23 protein-coding genes and 3 pseudogenes are annotated in these 26,808 nt (G+C 58.4%); 15 read left to right on the top strand and 11 right to left on the bottom strand.

Features of this window, described 5'->3' with window-relative positions; translation table 11 throughout:
* Nucleotides 1-169 precede the first annotated feature (169 nt).
* The gene (locus AC3ISI_RS04490) at nt 170-1,621 is read left to right on the top strand and encodes a mannose-1-phosphate guanylyltransferase/mannose-6-phosphate isomerase (RefSeq protein WP_489335646.1); all 1,452 of its coding nucleotides are present in this window, start codon (nt 170-172) and stop codon (nt 1,619-1,621) included.
* A gap of 74 nt (nt 1,622-1,695) precedes the next feature.
* Here AC3ISI_RS04490 and AC3ISI_RS04485 read toward each other — a convergent pair whose 3' ends face one another.
* On the bottom strand, nt 1,696-4,569 hold the full coding sequence (locus tag AC3ISI_RS04485; RefSeq protein ID WP_489335645.1) for an RHS repeat domain-containing protein: 2,874 nt from the start codon (nt 4,567-4,569) through the stop codon (nt 1,696-1,698).
* A 249-nt stretch (nt 4,570-4,818) separates the two neighbouring features.
* A complete protein-coding gene (locus AC3ISI_RS04480; RefSeq protein ID WP_489335644.1) occupies nt 4,819-6,297 on the bottom strand; it encodes a hypothetical protein in 1,479 nt (492 codons plus the stop codon).
* Between the two features lie 255 nt (nt 6,298-6,552).
* On the opposite strand from AC3ISI_RS04480, the pseudogene AC3ISI_RS04475 reads away from it, so the two are divergent.
* The 4 genes and pseudogenes from AC3ISI_RS04475 to AC3ISI_RS04460 all read left to right on the top strand — a co-directional run.
* A pseudogene (locus AC3ISI_RS04475) lies at nt 6,553-6,847 on the top strand (multidrug transporter); the annotation flags it as partial.
* A 319-nt stretch (nt 6,848-7,166) separates the two neighbouring features.
* Nucleotides 7,167-7,631: a multidrug transporter gene (locus tag AC3ISI_RS04470; RefSeq protein ID WP_489335643.1), complete on the top strand. Its 465-nt coding sequence runs from the start codon at nt 7,167-7,169 to the stop codon at nt 7,629-7,631.
* Nucleotides 7,632-7,663: 32 nt separating this feature from the next.
* Nucleotides 7,664-8,488, top strand: a complete 825-nt coding sequence (locus AC3ISI_RS04465; RefSeq protein ID WP_489335642.1) for an SDR family oxidoreductase — start codon at nt 7,664-7,666, stop codon at nt 8,486-8,488.
* Between the two features lie 73 nt (nt 8,489-8,561).
* The gene (locus tag AC3ISI_RS04460; protein WP_489335641.1) at nt 8,562-8,960 is read left to right on the top strand and encodes a DUF4440 domain-containing protein; all 399 of its coding nucleotides are present in this window, start codon (nt 8,562-8,564) and stop codon (nt 8,958-8,960) included.
* A gap of 129 nt (nt 8,961-9,089) precedes the next feature.
* On the opposite strand, the gene AC3ISI_RS04455 is transcribed toward AC3ISI_RS04460, so the two are convergent.
* From AC3ISI_RS04455 to AC3ISI_RS04440, 4 genes are all read right to left on the bottom strand, one after another.
* Nucleotides 9,090-9,938: an efflux RND transporter periplasmic adaptor subunit gene (locus tag AC3ISI_RS04455; protein ID WP_489335640.1), complete on the bottom strand. Its 849-nt coding sequence runs from the start codon at nt 9,936-9,938 to the stop codon at nt 9,090-9,092.
* 40 nt (nt 9,939-9,978) lie between these two features.
* Nucleotides 9,979-10,179, bottom strand: coding sequence for a DUF1656 domain-containing protein (locus AC3ISI_RS04450; RefSeq protein ID WP_007896379.1), 201 nt, complete (start codon nt 10,177-10,179; stop codon nt 9,979-9,981).
* Nucleotides 10,169-12,361: an FUSC family protein gene (locus tag AC3ISI_RS04445; RefSeq protein ID WP_489335639.1), complete on the bottom strand. Its 2,193-nt coding sequence runs from the start codon at nt 12,359-12,361 to the stop codon at nt 10,169-10,171. Before AC3ISI_RS04445 ends, AC3ISI_RS04450 begins: the two co-directional genes overlap by 11 nt.
* A 139-nt stretch (nt 12,362-12,500) precedes the next feature.
* Nucleotides 12,501-14,012 (bottom strand): efflux transporter outer membrane subunit, encoded by a 1,512-nt coding sequence (locus tag AC3ISI_RS04440; protein ID WP_489335638.1) that lies wholly within the window; start codon nt 14,010-14,012, stop codon nt 12,501-12,503.
* Between the two features lie 182 nt (nt 14,013-14,194).
* On the opposite strand from AC3ISI_RS04440, the gene AC3ISI_RS04435 reads away from it, so the two are divergent.
* The 6 genes and pseudogenes from AC3ISI_RS04435 to AC3ISI_RS04410 all read left to right on the top strand — a co-directional run bounded on the left by AC3ISI_RS04435 (nt 14,195) and on the right by AC3ISI_RS04410 (nt 18,645).
* Nucleotides 14,195-15,163 carry a LysR family transcriptional regulator gene (locus tag AC3ISI_RS04435; protein ID WP_489335637.1) on the top strand — a complete coding sequence of 323 codons (969 nt, stop codon included), beginning with the start codon at nt 14,195-14,197 and terminating at the stop codon, nt 15,161-15,163.
* Between the two features lie 331 nt (nt 15,164-15,494).
* On the top strand, nt 15,495-15,872 hold the full coding sequence (locus AC3ISI_RS04430) for a DUF6124 family protein (RefSeq protein WP_489335636.1): 378 nt from the start codon (nt 15,495-15,497) through the stop codon (nt 15,870-15,872).
* Nucleotides 15,873-16,128: 256 nt separating this feature from the next.
* Nucleotides 16,129-16,608, top strand: coding sequence for a hypothetical protein (locus AC3ISI_RS04425; protein WP_489335635.1), 480 nt, complete (start codon nt 16,129-16,131; stop codon nt 16,606-16,608).
* 9 nt (nt 16,609-16,617) lie between these two features.
* Nucleotides 16,618-16,752 (top strand): annotated as a pseudogene (locus AC3ISI_RS04420) (DUF6124 family protein); the annotation flags it as partial.
* A 263-nt stretch (nt 16,753-17,015) separates the two neighbouring features.
* On the top strand, nt 17,016-17,990 hold the full coding sequence (locus AC3ISI_RS04415; protein ID WP_489335634.1) for a 2-hydroxyacid dehydrogenase: 975 nt from the start codon (nt 17,016-17,018) through the stop codon (nt 17,988-17,990).
* A 145-nt stretch (nt 17,991-18,135) separates the two neighbouring features.
* The gene (locus tag AC3ISI_RS04410; RefSeq protein WP_489335633.1) at nt 18,136-18,645 is read left to right on the top strand and encodes a DUF2165 family protein; all 510 of its coding nucleotides are present in this window, start codon (nt 18,136-18,138) and stop codon (nt 18,643-18,645) included.
* 27 nt (nt 18,646-18,672) lie between these two features.
* Here AC3ISI_RS04410 and AC3ISI_RS04405 read toward each other — a convergent pair whose 3' ends face one another.
* Nucleotides 18,673-19,575 carry a DMT family transporter gene (locus AC3ISI_RS04405; protein ID WP_489335632.1) on the bottom strand — a complete coding sequence of 301 codons (903 nt, stop codon included), beginning with the start codon at nt 19,573-19,575 and terminating at the stop codon, nt 18,673-18,675.
* A 138-nt stretch (nt 19,576-19,713) separates the two neighbouring features.
* Here AC3ISI_RS04405 and AC3ISI_RS04400 point away from each other — a divergent pair, with 138 nt between their 5' ends.
* Nucleotides 19,714-20,589, top strand: coding sequence for a helix-turn-helix domain-containing protein (locus AC3ISI_RS04400; protein ID WP_489335631.1), 876 nt, complete (start codon nt 19,714-19,716; stop codon nt 20,587-20,589).
* Between the two features lie 153 nt (nt 20,590-20,742).
* Here AC3ISI_RS04400 and AC3ISI_RS04395 read toward each other — a convergent pair whose 3' ends face one another.
* Together AC3ISI_RS04395 and AC3ISI_RS04390 are read right to left on the bottom strand one after the other, a co-directional pair.
* Nucleotides 20,743-21,150 carry an HPF/RaiA family ribosome-associated protein gene (locus AC3ISI_RS04395; RefSeq protein WP_489335630.1) on the bottom strand — a complete coding sequence of 136 codons (408 nt, stop codon included), beginning with the start codon at nt 21,148-21,150 and terminating at the stop codon, nt 20,743-20,745.
* A gap of 213 nt (nt 21,151-21,363) precedes the next feature.
* On the bottom strand, nt 21,364-22,311 hold the full coding sequence (locus AC3ISI_RS04390; protein ID WP_489335629.1) for a LysR substrate-binding domain-containing protein: 948 nt from the start codon (nt 22,309-22,311) through the stop codon (nt 21,364-21,366).
* A 135-nt stretch (nt 22,312-22,446) separates the two neighbouring features.
* Here AC3ISI_RS04390 and AC3ISI_RS04385 point away from each other — a divergent pair, with 135 nt between their 5' ends.
* Together AC3ISI_RS04385 and AC3ISI_RS04380 are read left to right on the top strand one after the other, a co-directional pair.
* Complete coding sequence (locus AC3ISI_RS04385; RefSeq protein ID WP_489335628.1) at nt 22,447-23,823, top strand: L-serine ammonia-lyase; 1,377 nt, start codon at nt 22,447-22,449, stop codon at nt 23,821-23,823.
* Between the two features lie 317 nt (nt 23,824-24,140).
* Nucleotides 24,141-24,458 (top strand): DUF3509 domain-containing protein, encoded by a 318-nt coding sequence (locus AC3ISI_RS04380; RefSeq protein ID WP_489335627.1) that lies wholly within the window; start codon nt 24,141-24,143, stop codon nt 24,456-24,458.
* On the opposite strand, the gene AC3ISI_RS04375 is transcribed toward AC3ISI_RS04380, so the two are convergent.
* On the bottom strand, nt 24,455-24,955 hold the full coding sequence (locus AC3ISI_RS04375) for a phosphate-starvation-inducible protein PsiE (protein ID WP_489335626.1): 501 nt from the start codon (nt 24,953-24,955) through the stop codon (nt 24,455-24,457). The two genes, AC3ISI_RS04380 and AC3ISI_RS04375, sit on opposite strands and share 4 nt — an antisense overlap.
* A gap of 317 nt (nt 24,956-25,272) precedes the next feature.
* Between AC3ISI_RS04375 and AC3ISI_RS04370 the strand changes: the two are divergent.
* A pseudogene (locus AC3ISI_RS04370) lies at nt 25,273-25,512 on the top strand (YebG family protein); the annotation flags it as partial.
* A gap of 175 nt (nt 25,513-25,687) precedes the next feature.
* Here AC3ISI_RS04370 and AC3ISI_RS04365 read toward each other — a convergent pair.
* Nucleotides 25,688-26,707, bottom strand: coding sequence for a Glu/Leu/Phe/Val dehydrogenase family protein (locus tag AC3ISI_RS04365; protein WP_489335625.1), 1,020 nt, complete (start codon nt 26,705-26,707; stop codon nt 25,688-25,690).
* Nucleotides 26,708-26,808 lie beyond the last annotated feature (101 nt).

Below are 26,808 nucleotides of genomic sequence, written 5' to 3'. Positions count from 1 at the left end.
GCCCGCGATGCAGACGACTCGGTGTAACAGACACACCGAGGTGATGCCATCGCTGGCAAGCCAGGCTCCTACAAGGGATCGAGGTGTCAGTCGGGGTACGGAACAAAAACAAGAGTGAAACGACAGAACGTTCGTAGCTCTAACCAATCGATTTTAAAGGAGTAACAACATGATTCCGGTGATCTTGTCAGGTGGTAGCGGCTCACGTCTTTGGCCGCTTTCGCGTAAGCAGTTTCCCAAGCAATTCCTCGCCCTGACCGGCGAACACACGCTGTTCCAGCAAACCCTGGAACGCCTGGTCTTCGAAGGCATGGACACACCGATTGTGGTGTGCAACAAGGACCACCGCTTCATCGTCAACGAGCAGTTGAGCAACCGAAAACTCGAAGCCCAGCGCATCATCATGGAGCCATTCGGTCGCAACACCGCGCCGGCCGTGGCCCTGACCGCGATGATGCTGGTCAATGAAGGTCGTGACGAGCTGATGCTGGTGCTGCCGGCCGACCACGTGCTGGAAGACCAGAAAGCCCTGCAACGCGCCCTGGCCCTGGCCACCGTCGCTGCCGAAAACGGCGAAATGGTGCTGTTCGGCGTACCGGCCACCAAGCCGGAAACCGGTTATGGCTACATCAAGTCGACCAATGATTCGCTGCTGCCCGAAGGCGTCAGCCGCGTGTCGCACTTCGTCGAAAAACCTGACGTGAAACGCGCCACCGAGTTCGTCCAGTCCGGCGGTTACTTCTGGAACAGCGGCATGTTCCTGTTCCGCGCCAGCCGCTTCCTCGAAGAACTGAAGAAGCACGATCCGGACATCTACGACACCTGCCTGCTGACCCTTGAACGCAGCGATCAAGATGCCGACACCATCACCCTCGACGAAGCCACATTCGCCTGCTGCCCGGACAACTCCATCGACTACTCAGTAATGGAAAAAACCCAGCGCGCCTGCGTCGTACCGCTGACCGCCGGCTGGAGCGATGTCGGTTGCTGGTCGTCGCTGTGGGAAGTGAATGAAAAAGACGCCAACGGCAACGTCACCAAAGGCGACGTGGTCATTCAGGACAGCAAAAACTGCATGATCCACGGCAACGGCAAACTGGTGTCGGTGATCGGCCTGGAAAACATTGTGGTCGTCGAAACCAAAGACGCCATGATGATTGCGCACAAGGACAAGGTCCAAGGCGTGAAACAGATGGTCAACACCCTCAACGAGCTGGGCCGCAGCGAAACCCAGAACCACTGCGAAGTCTATCGTCCGTGGGGTTCCTACGACTCGGTGGACATGGGCGGGCGCTTCCAGGTCAAGCACATCTCGGTCAAACCGGGCGCGTGCCTGTCGCTGCAAATGCACCACCACCGCGCCGAACACTGGATCGTGGTCAGCGGCACCGCCGAAGTGACCTGCGACGACAACGTGTTCCTGCTCTGCGAAAACCAGTCGACCTACATCCCGATTGCGTCGGTCCACCGTTTGCGCAACCCGGGCAAGATTCCACTCGAGATCATCGAAGTGCAATCGGGCAGCTACCTGGGTGAAGACGATATCGAGCGATTTGAAGATATCTACGGTCGCTCAACCCCGATCGAGCGTGGCGTTTCGGTGAAGACCATCGCACAGTAAGCGTTCAGTAAAACAAGAAGCCCCCGTCCAGCCCGCGGCGTCCCCTATCCGCAGTGGGTTGGGCGGGGGCTTTTTTAGTGCAATGACATCTGCCGGGCCAAGGCAGACTTCGAAGTTCCATTCAGAGATTGTCGTCTACCCGCATAAGGTTTAGGCGCGATAAGCCCGATCAAGTCCTGGTTTCTGTTCAACTGCTGAACCATCGCCCCTGTCGGCGTCGAAAGATCGGCAATTCGCGCAAAGGTTTCCGGGTTCGAGCTACCGGATTCGGCGAATTCAGTCTTGATCGCCTGCATCCTGAACTCCAGCATATCGATCACCGCTGGCGTATCGTCGTAGACCTCGCTAAGCGATGCAGCATCCAGTCCTTGCGAGGCCTTCAAAAACTCATGCCCCATCTTGATCAGCCCTTGCGCCTGCGATCCCAGCTTGCTGGCGATCATTTCGACAACTTTCTCGACAATGGCGGGAGCGGCTTTCCTCCCCAGCTGTGTTCGCCCCGCCTGCGTTCGCGGGTCTATTGCCGATAGCTGAAGTTTTACCGTGTAAAGGCTGGTTTTCTTTTTCGGCTCAACGCCCTCAATGAATGATTTTGGGTTCATTTCATTGCCCTTGAAGTTGATCGGCCGCTCCAGTCGAAATGTGTCCACCACCTTGGAAATCAGAGCATTTGCCGCCTTGGCGCCGATTGCCGCCCCACCTTTTCGTCCAAATGCGCCAACCACAGGACCTGCCAACCCGCCAATGGCACCGCCGACCTCAGCCCCCGCGGTCGTACCGGCGGCGCTGGTAGCACTACTGGCCAGCTGAGTCACGACGCGTCGGCCCAACGCTTTCCACCGATGTTGCATATAGGCGTGATTGAGCAGCGAATTTTTGAAGTCACCAGCCATGTCCCCAACCGATGCCAACAAAGCGTTTTGTTTATCCAGGCTGTCGTTCAGCTCCGAAGCTTCAGTCAACTCACCACCGTCGCTATCGACATACGTCATGGGGGAGTTTGCGACCATTTGATAGACATTCGGCCCATCAACAAGCCCTTTGGGGTCAGGATTAAGCCAACGGAACAACCACGGGATGTAATAACGCAAGCCAAAGTAGTAGAGCCCCGTTGCATCCCGTTCCTTACCCGAATAGCGAACGGTTTTATAGTCGACGTCAATCACATCGGGGCCGGCATACCACGCGGTCTCGCCGAAGGGGTAGAAGATCTCCCGACTGATAATTTGCGATTCAGCGGCCAGTTCCATGGTGCAGGAGTTCAGGTGATCAACCAGGTTGAAACGATACTGGTCGTTGGTGCCTGACGGCGGCGGGCTCTCCCAATGCAACACCCGCACAGCGTTGAGCCCAGCCTGCACGACAATGACTTGCAGCATCTCACCGGTGCCAGTGTCGGAACGAAGTTCAAGCCCCGGCAGGTAACGCACTTGTGCAACTACCGTCCGGGCACGGGTCTGCAACGAGCGAACTTTACGTACTCGCTGACCGGTCCCATCGTAGCAATAGGACTCCCGGTCATTGCCCCCTGAAGCGCGCACAACCGGGCTGACCGACTGCAATTGATTACGCAGATCCCACGTCAAAAACCGCCCCTGATCCAGCTCCAGCAAGTTGCCATTGGCGTCGAACGCGGCAGCGATTTCCTCCTCGGTGGGCGGCACGCCGTTACGCCACGGCAGACAGCGATTACTGAATGGGGCCGAACTCAAATCACGCCCCGGACTTTGCGCGCCACTGTGCGTCAGTTTCAGCAGATTGCCGCCCGTGTCATAGCGATAAGTCTGGCGGTAGTTATTGAGCGCCGCCGGGTCATTACGACCGACTGACTCCGGGCCCTGAGTCGGGGCACCCGCCTCCCAGCCAAATGCCTCGATCAATCGATAAAGGCTGTCGTAGGCAAACCGGCTGATCGGCTCGATGCGTTGATTGTTGAAATAACGTACCGGCAGCGCCTTGTCTTCGATGCTCAGCACATGGCCCATCCGGTCATAACGGTAAATCAGATGTTGCAGCAATCCGGCCCGATCGCTGTATGCCCGTCGCTCCAGCAGTCGACTGTCTTCAGGGCGGTATTTCAAACTCGTCAGCACCCCGTTGCCCGCGACTTCCCGTTCGACTTGCCCCGCTGCGTTGTATTCAATCTCACTGATCAGCACTTGCCAGGATATCTGGTCCACCAACTTCAGGGCGCTGCGGCGCAACCGCCCCTCTCGCGTGTAGTTGAAGGTCTGGTGGTTTTTCCTTGCATCAACCGTTTCCAACGCAACACCCAGCGGACCGTAGCGCCACGTGGAGATCGCGCCCTCGCCGGGTTCCAATAATCGCTGGCGTTCGGCCTCCGCCTCCGGCCAATCCGGCGCAACGGGCTGCAGTGTGAAGTGACGGATGTGTTCGAGGCATTGACCGATGACCGAAAATGACTCGAACAACACGGTTCCCGCCGGATCATCATGGCGAATCAATTGACCGCACAGGTTCCGCAGGTCTTGGTCGGGCCCGCCATACGTCATGCGTTCAACACAACGGCGTGGCTCCGCCCTCCCCTGTTCAAACACCGAAACGGGACGAAGCAAGGCGTCGTAGAAGATTTCGCGATGGGTATCGCGGCCATCCCATCCCTGCAAAATCTCATGGCCCAGACCAGGCAGGCTGAGTTGCCAGCCGGCATCAACACTGTTCGTGCGCAACGCCTCACCGGACAGCGAATGCAGGGTGACAAGGTTGGCGGGCGTCAATGGATCCTGCTCTTGCAGCGCCCAAAGTCGCGGCCCCCACTGCTTTACCGGGTGCCCAGCCGCGTTGAGCGAGGTGCGGTTGATGCGCGCTTGAGCGGCCCCGGTTTCGACATTGCGACAATAATCAACCAAGCGAATCGGTAGGCCACGAGGGTCGACAACAGACAATTGGGGTGTCTTGTGGTGCATTCCCATCGCCAATGCCTGCATGTCGATAACGTTCCTTTTTTACCAGCACTCATCTCACCGCCGCTGAACTTGGCTGTCTACTGTCAGAAATTACAGTAGCGACCAAAGGCAACGGTTCTTGAACCACAAATGCTCCCACGACACCGGTCGAGCACCGTGTATTGGTGGAAACCTTTGCGCACTAAGCGATCCCCAAAAAAAGAAGCCCCCGTCCAGTCCGCTGCGTTCCCTATCCGCAGTGGGTTGGGTGGGGCTTTTTTTATCCGTCACTCAGGACGCGCGGGAGATGGCCACCGAACAGAGCTTCCAGCCCGCGGGCCGATTGTGGGTGTATCCCAGCGTGACCGCTGCCGTGTAGTAACTGCCTGGCTGATAGACCTGGGCCGTCCAGTACTCAGGAATAGTCCCGTCATAGTTGTTGGTGAGGTCGAACGCGCCGACAGGCCATTTGTATCCCCGCACGATATCGCCCCACTCGGGGTACAACGCGCCTGGATAGCGCAACAGGTAGCCGTTGCCCAGTTCATGCGTCTGGGGCAACACCACACCATGGCTGATCGAATAGCTGTTGGCCGAGGCCCAGTTCATATGGCAAGCCAGTGCCGTGAACCACATCTTTGCTTTGGGCATCGCGTACTGCGCAATTTGATTGGCCGTGTCCTTGACGGTGAACACCACCTGCCGATTGCCGCCCATGGTGACTTCACCGGTGCTCGGGTCGATCGATGCCTGAGCAGGGTCTGCGCTGCTGAACGTGTAAGGCGGTGTGCCGCCGATGACGTTGATCCTGAAGCGCGCGCCGCTGAAGCCGCTGTACGGAAAACCGCTGTCCAGCGCAAACGTAAAGGCATCGGCCTGGGGCGAGGCGGTCAACGAAGTGACGCGCAGAACCTTGCTTTGTTCATCGAACACCTGATCCCTCGGATCGAACAAAAAAGCCGCCCGGTGTGCCGGTGTTGCAGGCAGACTGATGCGGATGATCGGCAGCATTAAACCGGTCTGATCATAGAAGTCCTGTTGATCATGCTGAGCCGATTTCAACCCGTTACCGACGTAGTACAACGCCTGGATGGGCAGCTCCCTGGGGATATTCTGCGGCCATGTCGCAAGCATCAGCTCATTGCGGCTATGGAACGCGACGTCCCTGTGCAGGGTCATTGCACGAATGGCTTGATAGAACGAGCCTGCCGCGGCGTCATTCATCTGGTCCCGAACATCGAAGCTGCACTGGTAGTAACTCTGGGCAACTCCCGGTCGGACAGTGTGTGCCAGCCACTGCTCGGCAGTGGTAATGCCTTGTGACTGGCAGCGCTTGCTTTCCTGGGGATAGACACGGTGGGCGCCGCATCCGGGGTTGTCTCTGTCAAATGTGGCGCCATCAATGGGAAATACACACAGAACTTCAATAGGCCGCTTGTCCCCCGGCGTGCTCAGCACTGGGTAAAAAATAAAGCCATGATCGTAGGTCGAGTCGATCTGCCGGAACTGCGAGTCCATCCTCAGGTAGGAAAACGACAGTGCACCCTTTTCCACGGCGATCGGGCTGGGGTTCCAGAAATGATATTGCAGCGAGTGGATCGTCCCCCGGAACAGAATCCCTGAACAAAGAAAGGCTGGCCTGGAAGCGCTGCCGCAATCGACACGTGTATCAGCGTAACGGGCCGCCAGCGCCGCCTCTGTTTCAATACCATCCTGTTCGAAATGAGCGTGACGGGATGAAACGGACAGTTCGTTGATCGACGGCTGCATGCACCCCGACATCACGATGCAGATTGCGTAAATCAAAAAACGCCTCATACCACCTCCTTATATGTAGACACCCGCCTGAGCGTGCAACCACTACGCGATCGTTCCTTCATGTGCACTATCCAATGCCAGCGTCACACGACTGGCCACTGTCAGAAATAACAGTTCAGACCAACGGTGCCCTCCGTTGATCCGCAAATGTCCATTCCCGCGCCGCTTCGGTCGGATGGTGGTAATGAGCCCAAGGAGCGTTTAAATATGTTCATCCGCGTCCTGCTGGTCATCACCTGGCTGATTCTGCTGCTGCGCTGCCCGGCGTACCCGCGAGATCAAGCAACTGGCACGCCTTGAGCTGCGAATCACCTACGCTCCCGAGCACTGCCCGGCAGACCGGCCGTTAAAGTTGACGATGAACAACGGCAACGATATGCCGTTGACTGAGTTGCGCTGGCGCATTGCGTCGTATGCGCCGGGCGATACGGTGAACCTGGCCGACAATCAATATTGGCGGGCGCCAGCGGATCTTGGTCCTGTAGCAACCAAAGCCGTGGGTCCCACTGTTTGGCGGCGTGCCCGGCGGCATTGTGGAGGGTGCGGTTGATGCGAGCCAGAGTCGGCTCTCCTTCAACCTCGCGCCAATAATCAATTGAACGGATCGGCAACTCTCGCGGATCGACGACAGTCAGTGTGGGGGTTTTGTAATGCATCCTGGCGTGTCCCTGTAAGCCAACGGTTATCTAACCGTTCGTGGCAATGACGAGCTACTGTCAGAAATTACAGTACCGACCAACGGCAACAGATCTGATCCATGAATGTCCATTCCCACAGCCCTTCGGTAGGATGGTGGTCATGAGTTCAAGGAGCGTACAGACATGTTCATCGGCGTCCTGCTGGTCATTACCTGGCTGATTTTGCTACTGCGCTACCCGGCAAAGGCGTTTCCCGTTTCTGTGGCGGCCGCCGTCGGTTTGGCGCTAGTGGCCACGTGGGTGATCTGGCTGGACAACCGCGAGATCAAGCAACTCGCACGCCTGGAGCTGCGCATTACCTATGCGCCGGAGCTGTGCCCGGCAGACCGTCCGTTGCAACTGAAAATGAACAACGGCAACGACGTGCCGCTGACCGAATTGCGCTGGCGCATCGCCGCTTATGCGCCGGGCGACACGGTCAATCTGGCCGACAATCAATACGACGCCCCACGTTATCGTGGCCCCGGCGAATTGCAGGCCGGCGCCAACTGGGAGGACTGTTTGCCACTGCCGCCACTGCGCCCTGGCTACCGCCCACAAACCCTGGAGTTTCGCGCCGAGCGATTGCAGGGTAGTTTTTCCGACTGATCCCCTTCTTCTTGTTGCACAAGGACCGCGCCATGCCCGTTGCGTTGATTACCGGTTGCTCCAGCGGCATTGGCCGCGCCCTCGCCGAGGTGTTCAAAAATGCTGGATACGAAGTCTGGGCCAGCGCCCGAAAAGCTGAAGACGTGGCCGCATTAGCCGCTGCCGGTTTCACCGCCGTGCAACTGGACGTCAATGACAGCGCGGCACTCGAACAGCTGGGTGAAAAGATCAACCTGCAACATGGCGGCCTCGACGTACTGATCAACAACGCAGGTTATGGCGCTATGGGCCCGCTGCTAGACGGCGGTGTTGCGGCCATGCAGCGGCAGTTCGAAACCAATGTGTTTGCGATCGTCGGCGTCACCCGCGAGTTGTTTCCGGTGCTGCGTCGCGCCAAGGGATTGGTGGTGAACATCGGCAGCGTTTCAGGGATTTTGGTTACGCCGTTCGCCGGCGCCTACTGCGCTTCAAAAGCCGCCGTTCATGCGTTGAGCGATGCGTTACGCATGGAGTTGGCGCCATTCGGAATCCGCGTGATGGAAGTCCAGCCGGGCGCCATCGAATCCAGCTTCGCTAAAAATGCCGGGCATGAGGCGGAACAATTGATCACCGAACAATCGCCATGGTTTCCCCTGCGCGAAGGCATTCGTGCGCGGGCCAAGGCGTCTCAGGACAAACCGACACCGACCCGGGAGTTTGCAGAGGGGTTGCTCAAGGCTGTGCAGCAGAGCAAACCACCGCGTTTGATTAGATTGGGCAATGGCAGCCGGGCGTTGCCGTTGTTGGCGGGGTTATTGCCGAAGGGGTTGTTGGAGGCGGGGTTGATGAGGCGGTTCGGGCTGAAGGGGCAACTCTGAGAGCGAGTCGACGCCATCGCGGGCAAGTCGAAGACGTCAGAACAGACACCGAAATATTTCAGGACACACTTCCATGACTGACTACACCGACTACTTCGACGAAGTCATCCAGGCCCACGTCGCCATCGAACAATGGCTGGCCGAAGAACGAGACGATTCAGAACTTGAACAACTGCTAAGCCGATTTTCGCCACAGTTTTCCATGATCTCGCCGTTGGGCCGGGTGCTGGACTTCGCGGCGTTGAGCGAGCTGTTTCAGCTGGCGGGCGGGAAGAAGCTCGGGTTCAGGATCGCGCTCAGCGAACTGCGCGGTATCGCGCTGTATGAAGAAGGCGCGGTAGTGAGTTATCGCGAGCAGCAGACTGATGCCACCGGGCTGCATTCGGATCGGCGTTCGACGGTGGTGTTTGAGAAGCAGGCCGATGGCAGGCTGATTTGGCGGCATTTGCATGAGACGTTTTGCAAGGCATGAAACCGAGTCGCTCCATTCGCGGGCAAGCCCGCTCCTACACTTGATCTGCGTCGATCACATCTTAGGTGTTCACAGCAGATCTAATGTAGGAGCAAGCTTGCTCGCGAAGGCCGCGACTCGGTCTAACGGCTAGTTAACCACCACCGTACACGTAATCCCCGCCGCCAAAAGCACCCCCTCCGGCACTTCATCAATGTGGATCCGCACCGGCACCCGCTGTGCCAGCCGCACCCAGTTGAACGTCGGGTTCACATCGGCAATCAGCTCGCGGCTTTCCGGGTTATCGCGGTCGTAGATGCCGCGAGAAATGCTCTCTACGTGCCCCTTCAGCACTTCGCCGCTCATCAATTGCATGTCAGCCTTATCGCCCACCCGCACGTGCGGCAGCTTGGTTTCTTCAAAGAAGCCATACACCCAGAACGAATTCATATCGACCACGGCCATTTTTGCTTCGCCGATGCGCGCGTAGTCGCCGCGATGGACGTTGAGGTTGGTCACGTAACCGTCCACTGCCGCCCGCACTTCGGTGCGTTTGAGGTTGAGTTCGGCGGCTTCGAGTTGCGCCTGAGCGTGTTGATAATCGGCCAGTGCCGAGTCGGCAATGTTGCTGGCGTCGTCGCGGCTTTCCTTCGAAATGACCAGGTTGTCCATGTCGGCGCGGCGATGAGCGTTGACCTTGCGCATCTCCCAAGTGGACTTGCGTGACGCCACCAGCGCCTGCGCCTGTTTGACCGCGATGCGGTAGTGCTCAGGGTCGATCTGCATCAGCAAATCGCCCTTCTTCACCTGTTGGTTGTCGCGCACCGGCACGTCCACCACTTCCCCGGTGACGTCGGCGGCGACATTGATGATGTCGGCGCGCACCCGGCCGTCGCGGGTCCACGGGGTGTCCATGTAATGCACCCACAGGGTCCGGCCGATCCATAGCGCGAGGGCCAGCACCAACAGGGTGGCGAGCAGGCTGAAAAGCTTTTTCATCAGGGCCCTTCTTTAGTGATAGAGAGTCAGAGATAGAGAGTCAACGGTAAACAGTCAGCGCCAAAGCGCCGAACAGACAGGTAAACAAACTCAAGCGCAGCAGTGCCGGGTGCCAGAAGAAGCGGTACAGATCGAACCCGGACAAGAACCGGTCCAGCGCCCACGCCAGTGCGGCAGCGATGAAAAACATCAGCGTCATGGTGGGCATGTACACGCCGTGGAAGGCGATTTCACGAGGCATGTTCAAGTCCTTGCGGCGCGGTTTTGGTGTAGGTAGCGAGCGGCGATTGCGGGTCCAGCAACGAGGTGCGAATGAAGTGCAGGTAGCTCTTCACCCGGCGCAAGGCCGAGGTGTCGAAGTGCGGCGCGAAAGGCTCGTCCGTGGCTTGCGCGCGGCTGATCGCATGGTCGACCGCGATCAGACTGCGCTCCAGATTGCTCTGACTCGGTTGCAGAAACAGCCGCACCAGCGAACGGCCCATCACCCGGATTGCCTGGCGCCATGGCTGGGATTCGGCGTAGGCCGGATGCACCGGCAGAATCGCCTGTTCCTTGCGCAATTCGATGATCGCGTGACCGACTTCCAGTACCACAAACATCCAGCGCAGCAAGTCCCGTTGCACCTGCGGTTGCCCCGCCGCCAAGCCATAAGCTTGATGCAGCAAGTCCCGCGTGCGGCTCTCAAAACTCGACGCCAACCCCTTGAGTTTGCCGCTGATCGCGTACACCACTTGCCCGCGCAAATCCTGCTCCAGCCGTCGCCACAACCAGCGACTGTTCGGCGGCAAAATAATCGCTCCGGCCGCCGCGCACACCAGCATCCCGAGCACCATGGCGATGTAGTCGTTGATGAAGGTGTAAGGGTTGTACACCGTGAGGTTGTCCGGCACCGAACCGGTGCTGAAAAAGATCAACAAGCCGAGGCCGACACCGGCATATTGCGGTCGCGACGTCAGGAACGAACCGAGCACGATCACCGGCGCGAGCATCACGCACAGCAGCGGAAAACCGTCGATCCACGGGAAGATGAAAAACATCTCGACGAAGCCGATCAGCGCGCCAAGGAATGTTCCGCAGGCCATCTGAAACGCCATGCGTTTCGGGTTCGGCGTTGCGGCCGAAAGGCCGACGGTGGCGGCGGCAATCAACGTCATCGTCGCCCCGCTCGGCCACGCCGTCGCTACCCAATAGCTGCCGAGCACCACCAGAATGAACGCCGCGCGAATCCCCGACGCCGCCGAAGCCATCCAGTTGGTTTGCGGGGTGAACGGCTCGTCCCATTGCTCGCGCTCATGGCTGTGATCGGCGAGTGAGGCGTGGGTCTGTGCATAACTGTGCAAGTCGTCGACGAAGCGATAGAGCAATTCGTACGCGGTGTGGAAATCCAGCAGCTCGGCGTCGCTGGGATGGCTTTCCTGAAAGGTCGTGCGCAGGCTTCGAACCCGCGCCGGCAAGCCTTCTTTGTACGTGCTCAACTCGACTACCAATCGTGCCGCATCCGCGTTGGTCAGGGCCCGACCGCTGAAACCGTCGAGCACTTCTGCCAGGTCTTGCAAACCCGGCTTGATTGCCGCGACCACGTGATCCGCCCCGCTGCTGTCCAAGCGTTCCAGCAACTGATGCAAGGCGTTGAATCGCGTGGTGACGCCCATGAACTCGCTGTTCAAACGATTGAGCCGACCGTTGCGTCGACGCATGTGCGGGTCTTCGAACACGGTAACGCTACGCAACCCTTCCAGCCCGACCGCTTCGGCGATGAAGCGCACGTTGCTGGCTTCAAACGCGTCCCGCTTGCTACGACCGCGCAAGCCATCGGTGACGAACAAGGCAAACACACCGAAGCGCTGATACAAGGCGTTGCGCATCGCGGCGCTGGCGGTTTGCGGCAGGATGGCGGCACTGACCAGCGTCGAACAGAGAATGCCGAGGGAGATTTCCAGTACACGCCAAACGGCGGCCATGAACGCCCCGTCCGGGTGCGCTAACGCAGGCAAACCGACCATCGCGGCGGTGTACCCGGCCAGTACAAAACCGTAGGCGCGAAAGTTACGATACCGCGCTGCGCCGGCCGTGCAGATACCCACCCAGATCGCCAGCGAGCCGAGGAACAGTTCAGTGTTCTGCGCGAACAAGGCAATCAGCGCGACCATCACCGCCGACCCGGTCAGCGTGCCCAGAAAGCGGTAAAAACTCTTGGCAAACACCTGACCGCTTTGCGGCTGCATGACGATGAACACGGTGATCATCGCCGTGCGCGGTTGCGGCAATTCCAGACGCATCGCCAGCCACAACGTCAGGAACGCCGCGAACAACACCTTGAAAATGTAGACCCAGGTCACACCGTCACTGCGTGCCCAGTCGAAGAAACCCCGGCGCCATTCAAGGGAATACAGCCAGCGCATGGGTGCGGGCAAGGAAGTCATGAAATCCTGCACAGTAAATGTCCATGGAAACTCAGAACCTGTGGGAGCGGGCTTGCCCGCGATGACGGTGTATCAAGCGCCATCAATGTTGGATGTGATGACGCCATCGCGGGCAAACCCGCTCCCACAGGGTTGGTGTTCAATTCGAGAGGCTCTGAAGCAGAGCCGGGGTTTTCGGTGCCTGGGTCTGGTTGTCTTTCGGCACATCATTACCCGCACCAAGCCCACCACCGAGCGCCGTCACCAATTCGGCATGAGCACTGAGCCGCGCCGCCTGCACCTGCTGCTGCACTTGCTGCTGCTTGAACAACAACGTCTGCGCATTCAGCACATTGAGGTAGTCGGTCAACCCACGCTGATACGCGATCATCGCAATGTCATACGTCTTCTGCGCGGTGGCCACGGATTCGGCGGCGAAGGCTTGCTGCTTGTCCATGGACTCGCGGCGGATCAACTGGTCGGAGATGCTTTTCAGCGCATTGACCAGCGTCTGGTTGTACTTGGCCACGGCGATGTCATACCCCGCCGACGCTTCGCCCAACTCCGAGCGCAAACGCCCGCCATCGAAGATCGGCAACGAGATCGCCGGGCCGACGCTGTAGTTGAGTTTCTTGCCGGTCAAAAACTCCAGCGCCCCGCCGCCCGTGGCCATGTAGCCGAGGCTACCGACCAGATCGACGTTGGGATAGAAACCGGCGTGAGCGACATCGATGCCGCGTGCCTGGGCCGCCACTTGCCAACGACTGGCCACCACGTCGGGGCGTTGACCGAGCAATTGCGCGGGCAACGACGACGGCAATTTCAGCGCCGCGCCCAACGACAGCGTTGGCCGTTGCAACTGCGCGCCCTCGCCCGGACCTTTGCCTGCCAGCGCTGCGAGCTGGTTGCGGCTGAGGGCTATTTCTTCGTCCAGCGCATCGATCTGGCGATGGGTTTCCGGCAACGGCGCTTGTGCCTGACTGACTTCAAAGTGAGTGCCGATGCCTCCGTCCAGACGTTTCTGTGCGAGGTCGAGAATCTGCTGTTGCTGTTTCAGCGTCGCTTCGACGATGTCGCGTTGTGCGTAATGCAGTGACAGTTCGATGTAGGCGCGCACGATGTTGTTCTGCAGTTCGAGCTGCGCCAGACGCGCTTCAGCCGCACTCATGTGCGCCATGTCCACGGCGCGTTCGGTGGCATTGCTTTCGCGGCCCCACAGGTCGAGCGCATAGCTGAAGCCCAGTGCGGCGTTGTTGTCCCAGGTGGTCGTGTTGGCCAGCTCACCCGGCCCGTAGAACTGATCGGTGGGCCAGTTGTGGCGTTTGAGGGTGGATTCGCCATTGACCTGCAACGACTCGGCGGACTCGGCAATACCGGCCATGGATTTGGCCTGGCGCACCCGCGCCGCCGCCATGGCCATGCTCGGGCTGCCTTGCACGGCAAGGTCGATCCAGCGGTTCAGTTGTGGGTCGCCATAGGCTTGCCACCATTGAGCGGTGGGCCAGTGCGCGTCCTGCGCAGCGTTTTGAATGGCTGCGTCGGTGGCCAGTGAATTGGCCTCCAGTGCCTTGCCCTGCGGGGCAATACCTGCGGTACCGATGCAGCCGCTGATTGCCAGGGATAAAGCCAAAACACTGAGCGTCTGAAGCGCTCTGCTGATGCGACGCGGCACTGCTGCGATTTCCTGAGGTGAGGAGTTGTTTCAAAGATGCGCAATTCTAGGGGCCGGCCTGAATGGCGATAAGCTGGGATTCTTGTGAATCTTTGTTACCGTTAACGCGATAATCCCTTCGTCGGGGGTCACCGCCCCCGTAACTTCGTGTCACAATTTGCCATCTCCCTTGAGAGCACCCCATGGACACTTTGCAAAACATGCGCGCCTTCAGTTACGTGGCCGAGGCCGGCAGTTTCACCGCCGCCGCCGTGCAACTGGACACCACCACCGCCAACGTCTCGCGCGCGGTCTCCAACCTGGAAGCCCACCTGCAAACCCGCCTGCTCAACCGCACCACCCGCCGCATCGCCCTGACCGAGGCCGGCAAGCGCTACCTGTTGCGCTGCGAGCAGATCCTCGCCTACGTCGAAGAAGCCGAAGCCGAGGCCAGCGACGCACACGCACGTCCGGCCGGGCAGCTGAAGGTGCACACCATGACCGGCATCGGTCAGCACTTCGTGATCGACGCCATCGCCCGCTATCGCAAGACTCACCCGGACGTGACCTTCGACCTGACCATGGCCAACCGCGTACCGGACCTGCTCGACGAGGGCTACGACGTGTCCATCGTCCTCGCCAGTGAACTGCCGGATTCGGGCTTCGTGTCCCAGCGTTTGGGCATCACCTACAGCATCGTCTGCGCCTCGCCGGCGTACGTGAAAGCCAACGGTTGCGCGCAAAAGCCCAGCGATTTGCTCAACCACATGTGCCTGCGCCTGGTGAGCCCGGTGATCCCGCTGGAAAAATGGGCCTTCGACGGCCCCGAAGGCCAGGAGACAGTGACCATTAACAGCTCACCGTTTCTGGTGAACTCGGCGGACGCGATGAAGACCGCGATCACCAGCGGCATGGGCGTTGGCGTGTTGCCGGTGTATGCGGCGATTGAAGGGTTGCGCAACGGCTCGCTGGTGCGGGTGATGCCAAACTACCGCTCGCAGGAACTGAACCTGTATGCGATCTACCCTTCGCGGCAATATCTCGACGCGAAGATCAAGACCTGGGTCGAATACTTGCGCGGGTCATTGCCGGAGATTCTGGCGGCGCATCAGGCGGAGTTGGCGGCGTATGAATTGAGCGGCAGTTTGGGCGGGGCTCGGCTGGCGAACTGATCTCACGGTCCTACAGACGCGCTGAATTTGGGGAAGGATTCCGACGCGTTCTGTCGGTTGTTGGGTCAGACGGGAAATGGGTAGGCTTTGTGGGTCGCTGCCAAATCAGCGATCAGGTCTGGAAAACCTGACAACCCTCCATCACACCTCATGGCATACTGCGGCGCTTTTTTTGCTCGCAGTTCTTTGTTATGGCGGCTGTGCGCGGGAGACCTTCGGGTCTGCCGGGTGTGATGGTGGTCCGGTTTTCCAGTCCGCGCACAGTTGCCACCCTTTCGCCTGGAAATCGAAAGATGGCAGCTCCATTTCATCGCCATTGAGTAACTTCCAAATGATTAAAGAAACTCCGAATCCTCCGGAAACCGACGACGTTTCCCCCTATGAATCCGTCGATTCCAAAAAATTCCACGACGCCGCCGAACGCGCGCTGAATCACTACCTCAACCCCGCAGTACTGAAGTCACCGCCCACCCGCAAACCCAGCACCATGTTCATGCTTGCGCCGGACCTCAAAGACGAAGACCTACTGGCCCACACCTGTGAATCCCTGGCCCAGGCCAGCGTAATGGCCGGCGATTTTGCCGCCTATCTGGAAGGCCCGCACCGCAACACGGCGATGGCGATCCAGCAAATCGTCATGCTCGCCGAACTGGCAGCGAACCGGATGATGGACAACCTCGAACTCCCCAAACCCACACCACACCGCTAAGTCCCCGGCAAACGCCAATCCCTTGTTGGAGTGAGCCTGCTCGCGATGACGATGTGTCTGTCGACTTCAATGTTGAATGCTAATCCGCCATCGCGAGCAGTACGTTCAAAAAGCAGTTCGAAACGGACTTTAATTCGCACTTTCGAGGTTCCGCCAACTGTCAACAATGACAGTTTACGAAGCCTGAACTTCCTCCTATGTTGAGTTCCAGGCCAGTCACCTCTGACTGACGGGACCCATCTCCAAGGAGCAGAACATGCTAACGGAACATATCTTTTCTCAAACAAAGAAAACCCCTTCCGAGGGCAGAATTTCCGCATTTGTGGTGGGAGAGCAGTCATTTGAAACAATGGAAATTAACTTCTCTTATGACTACTACACAACCGATCAGCAATTGAGGCTGACCCTGAACGGTACTCAAGTTTCCGAGGTCGAAAATGAAGAAAGAGTAGTGCAAGGGATTGAGATGGTTTTCAATGCCGACATTCACAGCGGCAAGCACTCAATAAAAGACGGGAAGGTCTGCGCCACTTACTGGAAAATCTGGGCAACAAATGGCCAAACCCGATTCCAAACATTCAATGCGGACGAAGGCGAGATCGAATTAGTCGTCGACCACGAATCAGAGTATTACGAGGCAATCTTTACTTTCAGATCCATTGGCCCTGCTGGGACAGTCAAGGAGATTAAAGGCGGCACCTTTACCGTAAAAGGAAGGGACAGTTTTACTCTCTGAACATTTCGCGATTTCGCCACCTACCTGGAAGGCCCGCACCGCAACACCGCCATGGCCATCCAGCAAATCGTCATGCTCGCCGAACTGGCGGCGAACCGGATGATGGACAACCTCGAACTCCCCAAACCCACGCCACACCGCTAAGTCCCCGGCAAACGCCAATCCCTTGTTGGAGTGAGCCTGCTCGCGATGACGGTGTGTCAGTCGACTTCAATGTTGAATGCTAATCCGCCATCGCGAGCAGGCTCACTCCTACAGTTTGGACGGTGTACACCCCGGCAGAAGCCAGTGCCCATAGTTTGGAATGGTGTACACCCGGTAATCCGGGGACTCGCATAATGTCAGGGAAGAATGTTAGCGTGCTTGGCATTCTCCAAGCCAAACCAAGCCCGACGAGCCCTCCTCCCATGAAAAAGACCGTCCTCGCCTTCAGCCGCGTCACCCCTGAAATGGTTGAACGCCTGCAACAAGACTTCGAAGTGATTGTGCCAAACCCGAAAAACGGCGACATCAATGCACAATTCAACGAAGCCCTGCCCCACGCCCACGGCTTGATCGGCGTCGGTCGTAAACTCGGTCGCGCGCAGCTAGAAAACGCCGCGAAACTGGAAGTGGTCTCCAGCGTTTCGGTCGGCTACGACAACTACGACGTCGCGTACTTCAACGAACGCGGGATCATGCTCACCAACACCCCGGACGTGCTCACCGAAAGCACCGCCGACCTGGCGTTTTCCCTGCTGATGAGCAGCGCCCGCCGTGTTGCCGAGCTGGATGCCTGGACCAAGGCCGGCCAATGGCAAGCCACCGTCGGCGCACCGTTGTTCGGCACCGATGTGCATGGCAAAACCCTGGGCATCGTCGGCATGGGCAACATCGGCACGGCCATTGCCCGCCGGGGTCGTTTGGGCTTCAACATGCCGATTATTTACAGCGGTAACAGCCGCAAGACCGAGCTGGAACAAGAACTTGGCGCGCAGTTCCGCACGCTGGATCAACTGCTGTCCGAAGCCGATTTCGTCTGTCTGGTCGTGCCGCTCAGCGAAAAAACCAAACACCTGATCAGCCACCGCGAACTGGCGCTGATGAAGCCGAGCGCAATCCTGATCAACATCTCGCGTGGCCCGGTCGTCGACGAGCCGGCCCTGATCGATGCGCTGCAAAACAACCGCATTCGCGGTGCCGGTCTGGACGTTTACGAAAAGGAACCGCTGGCCGAGTCGCCGCTGTTCCAACTGAAAAACGCGGTGACATTGCCGCACATCGGTTCCGCCACTCACGAAACCCGCGAAGCCATGGCCAATCGCGCGTTGGTTAACCTGCGCAGCGCGCTATTGGGCGAGCGCCCGCAAGATCTGGTCAACCCGCAAGTCTGGAAAGGCTAATTAAAACGGGCAGATACCTTTTAATGTACCTGCCCGTTTGTTACACAACTTGAAATTCAGTCCGACAACGAAAAAAAGTTAAGCCCTATACACTCCAGACACCTTATCCGACTCTACGGAAAAACTGTGATGGAGCACATAAACCTTGAACAACCTTTCCACTGACAAACTTGTTAGATACTGCAAGTTTTCACTAATAGCTTATATAAGCTTTTTTGGCCTGCTGGTGATGTACAGCAACTTCACCGACTACGCATCCAACTATGAATACGTCGGTCATATCCTGAGCATGGACACCACTCGGGAAAACCTGAACCTTAGCTACAGGGCCATCACCTCGCCCATGCTCCACCACCGGATCTACTGGTTAATTCTTACCCTGGAAGTTATCTATACGGCTTTTTGTCTGGTAGGTGCCTATCACCTTTACCGAAACATAAACGCGCCTGCCGAAGTTTTCCATGAGGCCAAAAAGTTTTCAATTATCGGATTACTGATCGCCCTATTTGTCTATTACGTCTGTTTGCAAGTGATCGGCGTCGAATGGTTCAACATGGATGAATCCCACGTTTGGAACGCCAAGGACTGGGCGCGGCATATTGTCGACTTCATACTTCCGTTGCTGATATTCGTAGCCCTCAGGACTGAGCGTTGAGTGACCTCGACGCTCGCCCAGATCTTTTCAAGCGAGCTTGCCAGTGCCTTGCGCTATCGGTGCCTTGGGCTTACGAAACACCAGGACATTGCCCAACATTACCAGCACCAAACCGACCAGTGCCGGTGCGGTCCATTGATAGCCTTCGACAAATGCCGAGACATTCAGCGCCACCACCGGGAACAGCACCGTGCAATACGCCGCGCGTTCGGGTCCCATGCGACCGACCAGTGTCAGGTAAGCGGTGAAGCCAATCACCGAGCCGGGAATGACCAGGTACAACAGTGAGCCGATGTAACGCGTACTCCATTCGATGTCGAACGGAATGCCTTTGACCATGCACCACACCGATAACATTGCCGCGCCATACGCCATGCCCCAGGCGTTGGTGGTCAGCGGTTTCAGACCGGCCTTCTGTTGCAGGCTCGACAGCATGTTGCCGGCCGAGAAGCACAGGGTTCCGAGCAACGCCAGGCCCAGGCCGAGCAAGGTTTGCGGGCTGGCGGTGTGCCCGGCGAGCTCAGGCCAGAACAATAGGCCAAGCCCGAACAAGCCCAGCGCGCCGCCCATCAGCACGTTGCGGGCGATTTTCTGGCCGAAGAACACCCGCGCGTTCAGCGCGTTCCACAGGGTGGCGGTAGAAAACACCACGGCGACCAAACCGCTGGGAATCCACTGACTGGCGGTCAGGAAGCACATGAAGTTGACACAGAACAGGCACAACCCCTGCGCCAGACAGATCAAGTGCCCGCGACGGTTCATCACTTGCAGACGTCGACTCAGCAGCAACATCGCGAACAGCACCAATGCTGCGAGGCCGAAGCGATAGACGATCGACACCGGAATCGCCACCACGCCCAGTTGCCATTTCAAGGCAATCCAGGTGGTGCCCCAGATCAGCACGGTCAGCAAGTACAACGACAGGTTCATGGCAAACACTCCTCAATAGAGGTTCAGTGTCCTGCGTCCGCTCATATCGCACTTGCATAAACTTGCGCTTTTGTCAGCGCAGAGGCTGGCAGGCCAAACTCTACGGAGTAGGATGCAAAGCGTTGGAGAGAAGCGATCATGCCCGCACTGGAAACACTGCAAGTCTTTCAAGCCCTTAACCGTTCGCCCAATGCTCGGCTGGAGCACAGCGCCGAACTCGGTGACGGCATGGCTGCAGCCTTGTGGAGCAACCATCACGACGCCCAGGACTATGAAGCGCCGAGCCATCACACGCTGTCGTGTTACATCGCTGGCGGCACTGGCACCTTCCGCCGCGACCAGCCCGGCACCAAGGGCGGCCCGGACAAGCTGTGCATCCTGCCCGCCGAGCATCAATCGGGGTGGGTGATCAACGGCGACATTCGCCTGGCCCACTTGTATTTCAGCCCCGAGCAATTCGCCCTCGGCTGCGTCACGTTGCTGGACCGCGAACCGCGCGAACTGCAGTTGCGCGAAGGAACCTTTCTCGACGATCCGGCACAAGCCCTGCGCTTTCGTCACATGCTCACCCTCAACTGGGACGAGCCCGGCGAACGCTTGCTGACCAGCAGCCTGGCCCACGAAATGCTCAGCCACGTGTTGCTTGGCCAAGTGGGGATGCGCGAGGGATTGCGGCTCAAGGGTGGATTGGCGGCGCATCAGCGGCGGCAGTTGGTGGACTTCATCGATAACCAGTTGGCCGAGGCCATCAGCCTTGGGCAATTGGCCGCGCTGTGCGCTTTGTCGGAGTACCACTTTGCGCGGATGTTCCGGGAAAGTTTTGGCTTGCCGCCGCATCAGTATGTACTGGCTCGCAGACTGAGCCGGGCGCGGGAGTTATTGCGTTCGACGTCGCAGCCATTGGGTGAGATTGCGTTGGCGTGCGGGTTTGCCAGTGCCAGTCATTTCACCAATCGGTTTCGGCAGGCTTTGGGTGGCACGCCAGGGGAATATCGGCAGGCGTTTTTGCGGTAACTCCCAAGATAATCGGTGTCAGTCAGGCCGCCATCGCGAGCAGGCTCGCTCCCACATTGGAATGCGTAAACCCTCGCAACCCCTGAAACAAGAACGGGCCTGCATCAGCAGGCCCGTCGTCAGTGGTGGAAAGGTAAAAAGTTGAATCAGGCGTCAACCGTTCTGTGCAGCCTGTTCGTTCTCGAGAAACTCGTCTTCCAGCAGCGCATCGGCTGTGGCTCGCTCGAACGGCACTACCGCGGCACGTGGTTTGCCCCGCAGTTTGCCGAACAGGTGCTCCAGGGCATGTTCGAGTTTTTCAGCCGCACCGTCGATCGCCAGTTCCAGGTTAGCGGCTTTATGAGTGACAGAAATCGGTTGGTGGCCTTTTGGCCGCGCTTCAAGTTGGCAGCGTATGTCGTGCGGTCCGGGCTTGTCGCCGTTTTCGTCCCGCAGATGAACCTCGACGCGGGTCAGGTCCTCTTCATAACGTTCGAGCGTGCTCTCAATGGTAGTACGTACCCACTCCTCCAGTCGGATGCTGCTTTGAATATGGTTATCGCTGTTGACTTGGATTTGCATAGTTCATCCCTTATTTCAGCTAGCTCGCGAGAGGCCCTTCGGCTAGCCCTTGGGCGTCGTCACCGTGACCTCTTACTTACACAATCGGTCTGTGCGCAGAACATTTCAACCCCTAAAAAAAGATAAATATCTATTAGCAAAAAAACCCGGACAACGAGCAAAAGCGCTGCTAAGGTCGGGAGTTGGGTCCGCTCGCTTCTTTGTCATAATTGCTCACATTTGTTGGTCTGCCAGCGGATGTAAACTTCGAAAGATCCCCGCCTCCTCCACCAGCCAGTCATGCACCGCGCGCACACCCGGATGGCTCAATGCCCCCGGCGCATACAGCAGCATATAGCGCTTGTGATTGGGCACCGCCAACCCGAACGGTACGATCAACGCCCCCCGCTCCAGCTCATCGTTGAGCAATGTGCGGCGCGCAATCGCCACGCCCATCCCGGCAATGGCCGCTTCGATGGTCAGGTGATTGCGATTGAAGGTATGCCCGCGTCGCACGTCCGCGCCCTCGAAGCCAATGGTATTGAGATAGAACTCCCATTCTGCGTATTCGTAGCTGCCGCGCCAGGCGGTAATGTCGTGCAACAACGGGAAATGCATCAGGTCCGCCGGGCCATGCAGCGGCGGTCGGCCTCGCAGCAGGCTCGGGGCACAGACCGGGAAAATCTGCTCGTCGAGCAAGGCGGTGGATAACAGACCGGGGTAGCTGCCATCGTTCAGGTCGATCGCCAGATCGAAGTCACCCTCGTGCAGCGGCACGCTGCTGTCTTCGGCCACCAGGCGCAACTGAATGTCTGGAAAGCGCTGCTGCAAACGTGGCAGACGCGGGGTCAGCCATTTGCTCAGGAATGAGGGAATCGAGCGTACCCGCAAAATTCCACTGATCATGCCGGCGTCCAGACGGCGCAACTCTGCATCAATGCTGCCGTAAGCCTCGTTCACCGTAATGGCCAGGCGCTGGCCTTCAGCGCTCAGTTCCACACCCCGGGCACGACGGTGAAACAGGCGAAAGCCCAGACGCTCTTCCAGCTGCCGAATTTGCTGACTGACCGCCCCCGGCGTGATGTGGAGTTCTTCGGCGCAACGGGTGAACGACAAGTGCCGCGCGGCACATGAAAATACGTGCAGCCAGACGTAGGTCTGGGCATGCAATTGACGACTCATCGTTTAGTCCTGCTAAAGGCTGTCTTAGGAAGTTTCGTTGGTCACGCTGGACCTAGGTTGGCAGTATCGCCGACATTGCGCTTGTCCTACAAAAATGGCAGCGATTTCTCTTCCATTGCTTGTATAGGGTTTAGCATGGCTATCAGTGTTTTCGATCTCTTCAAAGTCGGCATCGGTCCGTCCAGCTCCCACACCGTCGGCCCGATGCGCGCCGCTGCGACCTTCGCCCGGGTATTGATGGACCAAGGTTTGCTGCACGCCGTACGCCGGGTAGAAATCCGCCTCTATGGATCACTTTCCGCCACCGGCGTCGGCCACGCGACCGACCGCGCCTGTGTCATGGGCCTGATGGGCGAATGGCCGGACAGCATTGACCCCACGTCTATCGACAGCCGCATCCAGACCCTGCGTGAAACCGGCGAATTGTCTTTGGCCGGCAAAACGACAATCGCCTTCAACTGGCAGCGCGATCTCCTGCTGTTGGACGAGAGCCTGCCCTACCACCCCAACGCGATGTCACTGTCAGCCTTCGGCGAAACCGGCGAACTCTACGAGCAAACGTACTACTCCATCGGCGGCGGTTTCATCGTCGAAGCGGCACAGGCCGAGTCCGGCATTGCGCCCACCAGCGACGTGGTGTTGCCGTACGATTTCTCCAGCGCCGCCGAACTGCTAAGGCTCTGCAAACAGCACGGGCTGCGGGTTTCCGAGCTGATGATGGCCAACGAACTGGCGTGGCGCAGCGAAGCCGAAATCCGCCAGGGCTTGCTGCACATCTGGTCGGTGATGCGCGAGTGTGTAGAACAAGGCTTGCGTCACGAAGGCATCTTGCCGGGGGGCCTGAACGTGCCGCGTCGCGCCGCAAAGCTGCACCGTAGCTTGCTGGAAATCGGCAAGCCAAATGTCATCACGTCCACCCTGTCGGCCATGGAGTGGGTCAACCTGTTCGCCCTCGCGGTGAACGAGGAAAACGCGGCGGGCGGGCGCATGGTCACGGCACCGACCAACGGTGCGGCGGGGATCATTCCGGCGGTGCTGCATTACTACATGAAGTTCAATCCGGACGCGTCGGACGATGACGTGGTTGCGTTCTTTCTGGGCGCGGCGGCGGTCGGCATTCTGTGCAAGAAAAACGCCTCGATCTCCGGCGCTGAGGTCGGTTGTCAGGGGGAAGTCGGTTCGGCCTGCGCGATGGCCGCCGCCGGTCTGGCCGACGTGCTCGGTGCCACCCCGGAGCAACTGGAAAACGCCGCCGAAATCGGCCTGGAGCACAACCTCGGCCTGACCTGCGACCCGGTCGGCGGCCTGGTGCAAGTGCCGTGCATCGAGCGTAACGCGATTGCCGCCGTGAAGGCGATCAACGCCACGCAAATGGCCCTGCGCGGTGACGGTAAACACTTCATTTCCCTGGACCGGGTGATCCGCACCATGCGCGATACCGGCGCTGACATGCAGGACAAATACAAAGAGACTTCACGGGGCGGCCTGGCGGTGAGCTGGGTGGAGTGCTGATTGCACTGTCTGCGATCATCTATTCATTCATGCCCTGAAACGGGCAGGCGAATCACACTTTGTAGCAGCCGGACGCAGGCTTCGCCAGCTGCTACGGTTTGCGGTGCGGCTTAGTGAGTTTGCATTAGCCACGACGTCCGTCGCTTTTTTGCCGAGATAGTTGTTCGACAATTTTTCCGGCATACCCCTTGCAATATCACCGTGAGGCAAAAGGACTGTTGAAACCTCAGCGAGCGATCTGCCGATGGTCTGGAGTTGCGAACCAACCCGATCATGGCCGGTCAATACCTGCACGTTCAATCAAGCGGTGACGCAAAATGGACAACCCCTTTCAGGTCATTACCGATGCTTTTGCACCGGATTACCAGATCAACCTGAGCATTCAAGGTCTGGACGGCAGCATCATGCTAACCCTCTCCAACGCCGGCCGCGTGATTGCCAAACGCATGATCAGCACCGAGCAGCGCAATGACCCCAAACGCCTCAAACGCTTGGTGCAAAGTATTCAGTTCGGCATCGCCATCGAACAAGGCCACAGTGCTATCACCCTCCTCGAAGCCATGACCGAAGGCGACAATTGCTCCTTGCCGCCGCCCCCGCTCAAAGGCCAGCATCGATCTGCCATCAGGCTTTAAAGCTCGCCTTTCTCCACTTCTGGATGTTCACTGGAACCCGCACCAACCTTGCGTTGCGGGTGTTCGATCTTCACCGAAGGGAATTGCGACGAGGCGTAACGCACCACCAGAATCGAAAACGCCAGCAGCAGAATCCCGCCGCACAGATAGATGATCCCGACATCCGGCGGATTGTGGTGCGAGACATTGGAGATCAGCAGCCGCGTCAACGCGGTGATCGCCACGTAGATCAGGAATCGCACCGGCATGTGATTGGTCTTAAAGTAAATCCCGACCATCGCCCCCAGCTCGAGGTAGATGAACAGCAGCAAGATGTCGTCGATCTTGATGTGCCCTGCTTCGATCATCTGCAAGAATTCCATCACCGCCGCCCACGCGGTCACTGCACCAATGGCGAACAGCGCCAGGTAGTGGAAGGTCTCGACGAACAGGTTGCCCAGGGACTCGGCCAGTTGGTGCACGTTTTGCCGCAGGTTCTCGGCCCAGTTGATTTTCACGATGATGCTTCCTTAGCTCGGTTCGAGCGGATGATGCGGGATTGACGTGACGGTTGTTCTGCATGCAGAAAAAAGGCCAGGCATATAGTGTCAGATGGCGATGAGTTGAAATCGGACACTTTTGTGGTGTGTTCACCGACGTCATCGCGGGCAAGTCGAATCGTCGCACCGCCGGCTCCCACAGGGTTCACAAACGCCAATTTCGGTCTACATTAAAAAGCCACTACCCAAAACCCGGGGATTCGCTTATCCTTTTCGCTGTATATAAATACAGTAGTCGAAACAGACAACTAATGTGAAGGCATGTGAGGTGGTGAATGGCCGTCGAAGTGGTATACCGCAGCAGCCGAGATCTGGAGCGCTTGTTCATGGATAAAGCCGAAGCTGACCGTCATGACAAAATGCTCGAACTGGCCGAATTGCTGGCTGAAGTGTTGCAAAAAGCCGTTCCGTCCCTGACCGAGCAGCAAGTGGAAGAAGCCGGGATCTACATGGCGAAAAATCGTGACGTGTTCGCCAAGGCGTTCAAAAGCCAGCCGGATGCATTGTCCGAGCTGCTGAATGCGCCGGTTGAAGTGGTTGAACAGGCCGAACCTGTCGAGGCAGTTGAAGCCGCTGAGCCGACCAAGCCTGCCAAAGCGGCCCAGACGCCGAAGTAAGCAACGCCCGAATTGAATAGGCCCTGAGTCGACTGACTCAGGGCCTTTTTCATGTCCGGGATAACAGAACGACTCAGCGGTACAACACCTTCTCTGCCAATTCGTCCGCCACCCGCGCAGGCGAACGTTTTTCCGCTTGGGCATGGGCAAAGACCTCGGTCAGGCGTGAGGCGATTTTCGACAAGTGCGCGGTGATGGTCGTCAGCTCTTCGCCGCGGTGTTTGAGCGAAACGTAGATCAGCCCGCCCGAATTGATCACGTAATCCGGCGCATACAGAATGCCCCGCCGTTCCAGTTGATCGGCGACGTCCAGGTGTGTCAGTTGATTGTTCGCCGAGCCGGCCACCGCCGAGCAGCGCAGCTGCGTCACGCTGTGGCTGTTGAGCACGCCTCCCAGGCCGCACGGTGCGAGGATGTCGCATGGAGTGCTGAGCAGTGCTTCGTTGGCAATCGGGTGAGCGCCCAGTTGCTCCATCGCCAGTTGCACTTTGCCGTGGTCAATATCGCTGACCAGCAGTTCTGCGCCCGCCGCGTGCAGCTGTTCGGCGAGTGCATAACCGACATTGCCCAAACCTTGAATGGCCACGCGCAGGCCTTCCAGATTATCGCTGCCCAGACGGGCCATCGCGGTCGCTCGAATGCCGGTGAACACGCCCATGGCGGCATGCGGTGCAGGGTCGCCCGCCGACGTGGTACTGGTGACGTGTTGGGTCTGCTGGGCGATGCAATCCATGTCGGCCACCGAGGTGCCGCTGTCGATGGCGGTGATATAGCGGCCGTCGAGCTGGTTGATACAGCGCCCGAAGGCTTCGAACAGCGCGGCACGATTTTCCACATGGACCGGGCGAACAATCACCGCCACGCCGCCGCCCTGGGCTAGCCCGGCCAGTGCAGCCTTGTAACTCATGCCTTGCGCAAGGCGTATGGCATCCTCGACCGCCGATTCGTCGCTGGGATAGGCAAGGTAACGACAACCACCCAGGGCGGGCCCGAGCCGGCTGTTATGAATGGCAATGACCGCCTTCAACCCGGTGACCGAGTCGACGCTCAGATGCAGCGATTCAAGGCGAGTGCTTTGCATGAGAGCGAACATCGTGGGGCTCCCGAATCACTTCTAGTAGTCGCCAGTATAGGCTTGCGCCTGAAAATTGCAGAAGCACACCGGAATAAGCGGCGTTACTTTGATGGCTTTTG

The sequence above is a fragment of the Pseudomonas sp. GL_139_B genome (assembly GCF_057834475.1).
Note: the sequence above shows the minus strand (reverse complement) of the source record. Positions and strands in the feature narration are given on the sequence as shown.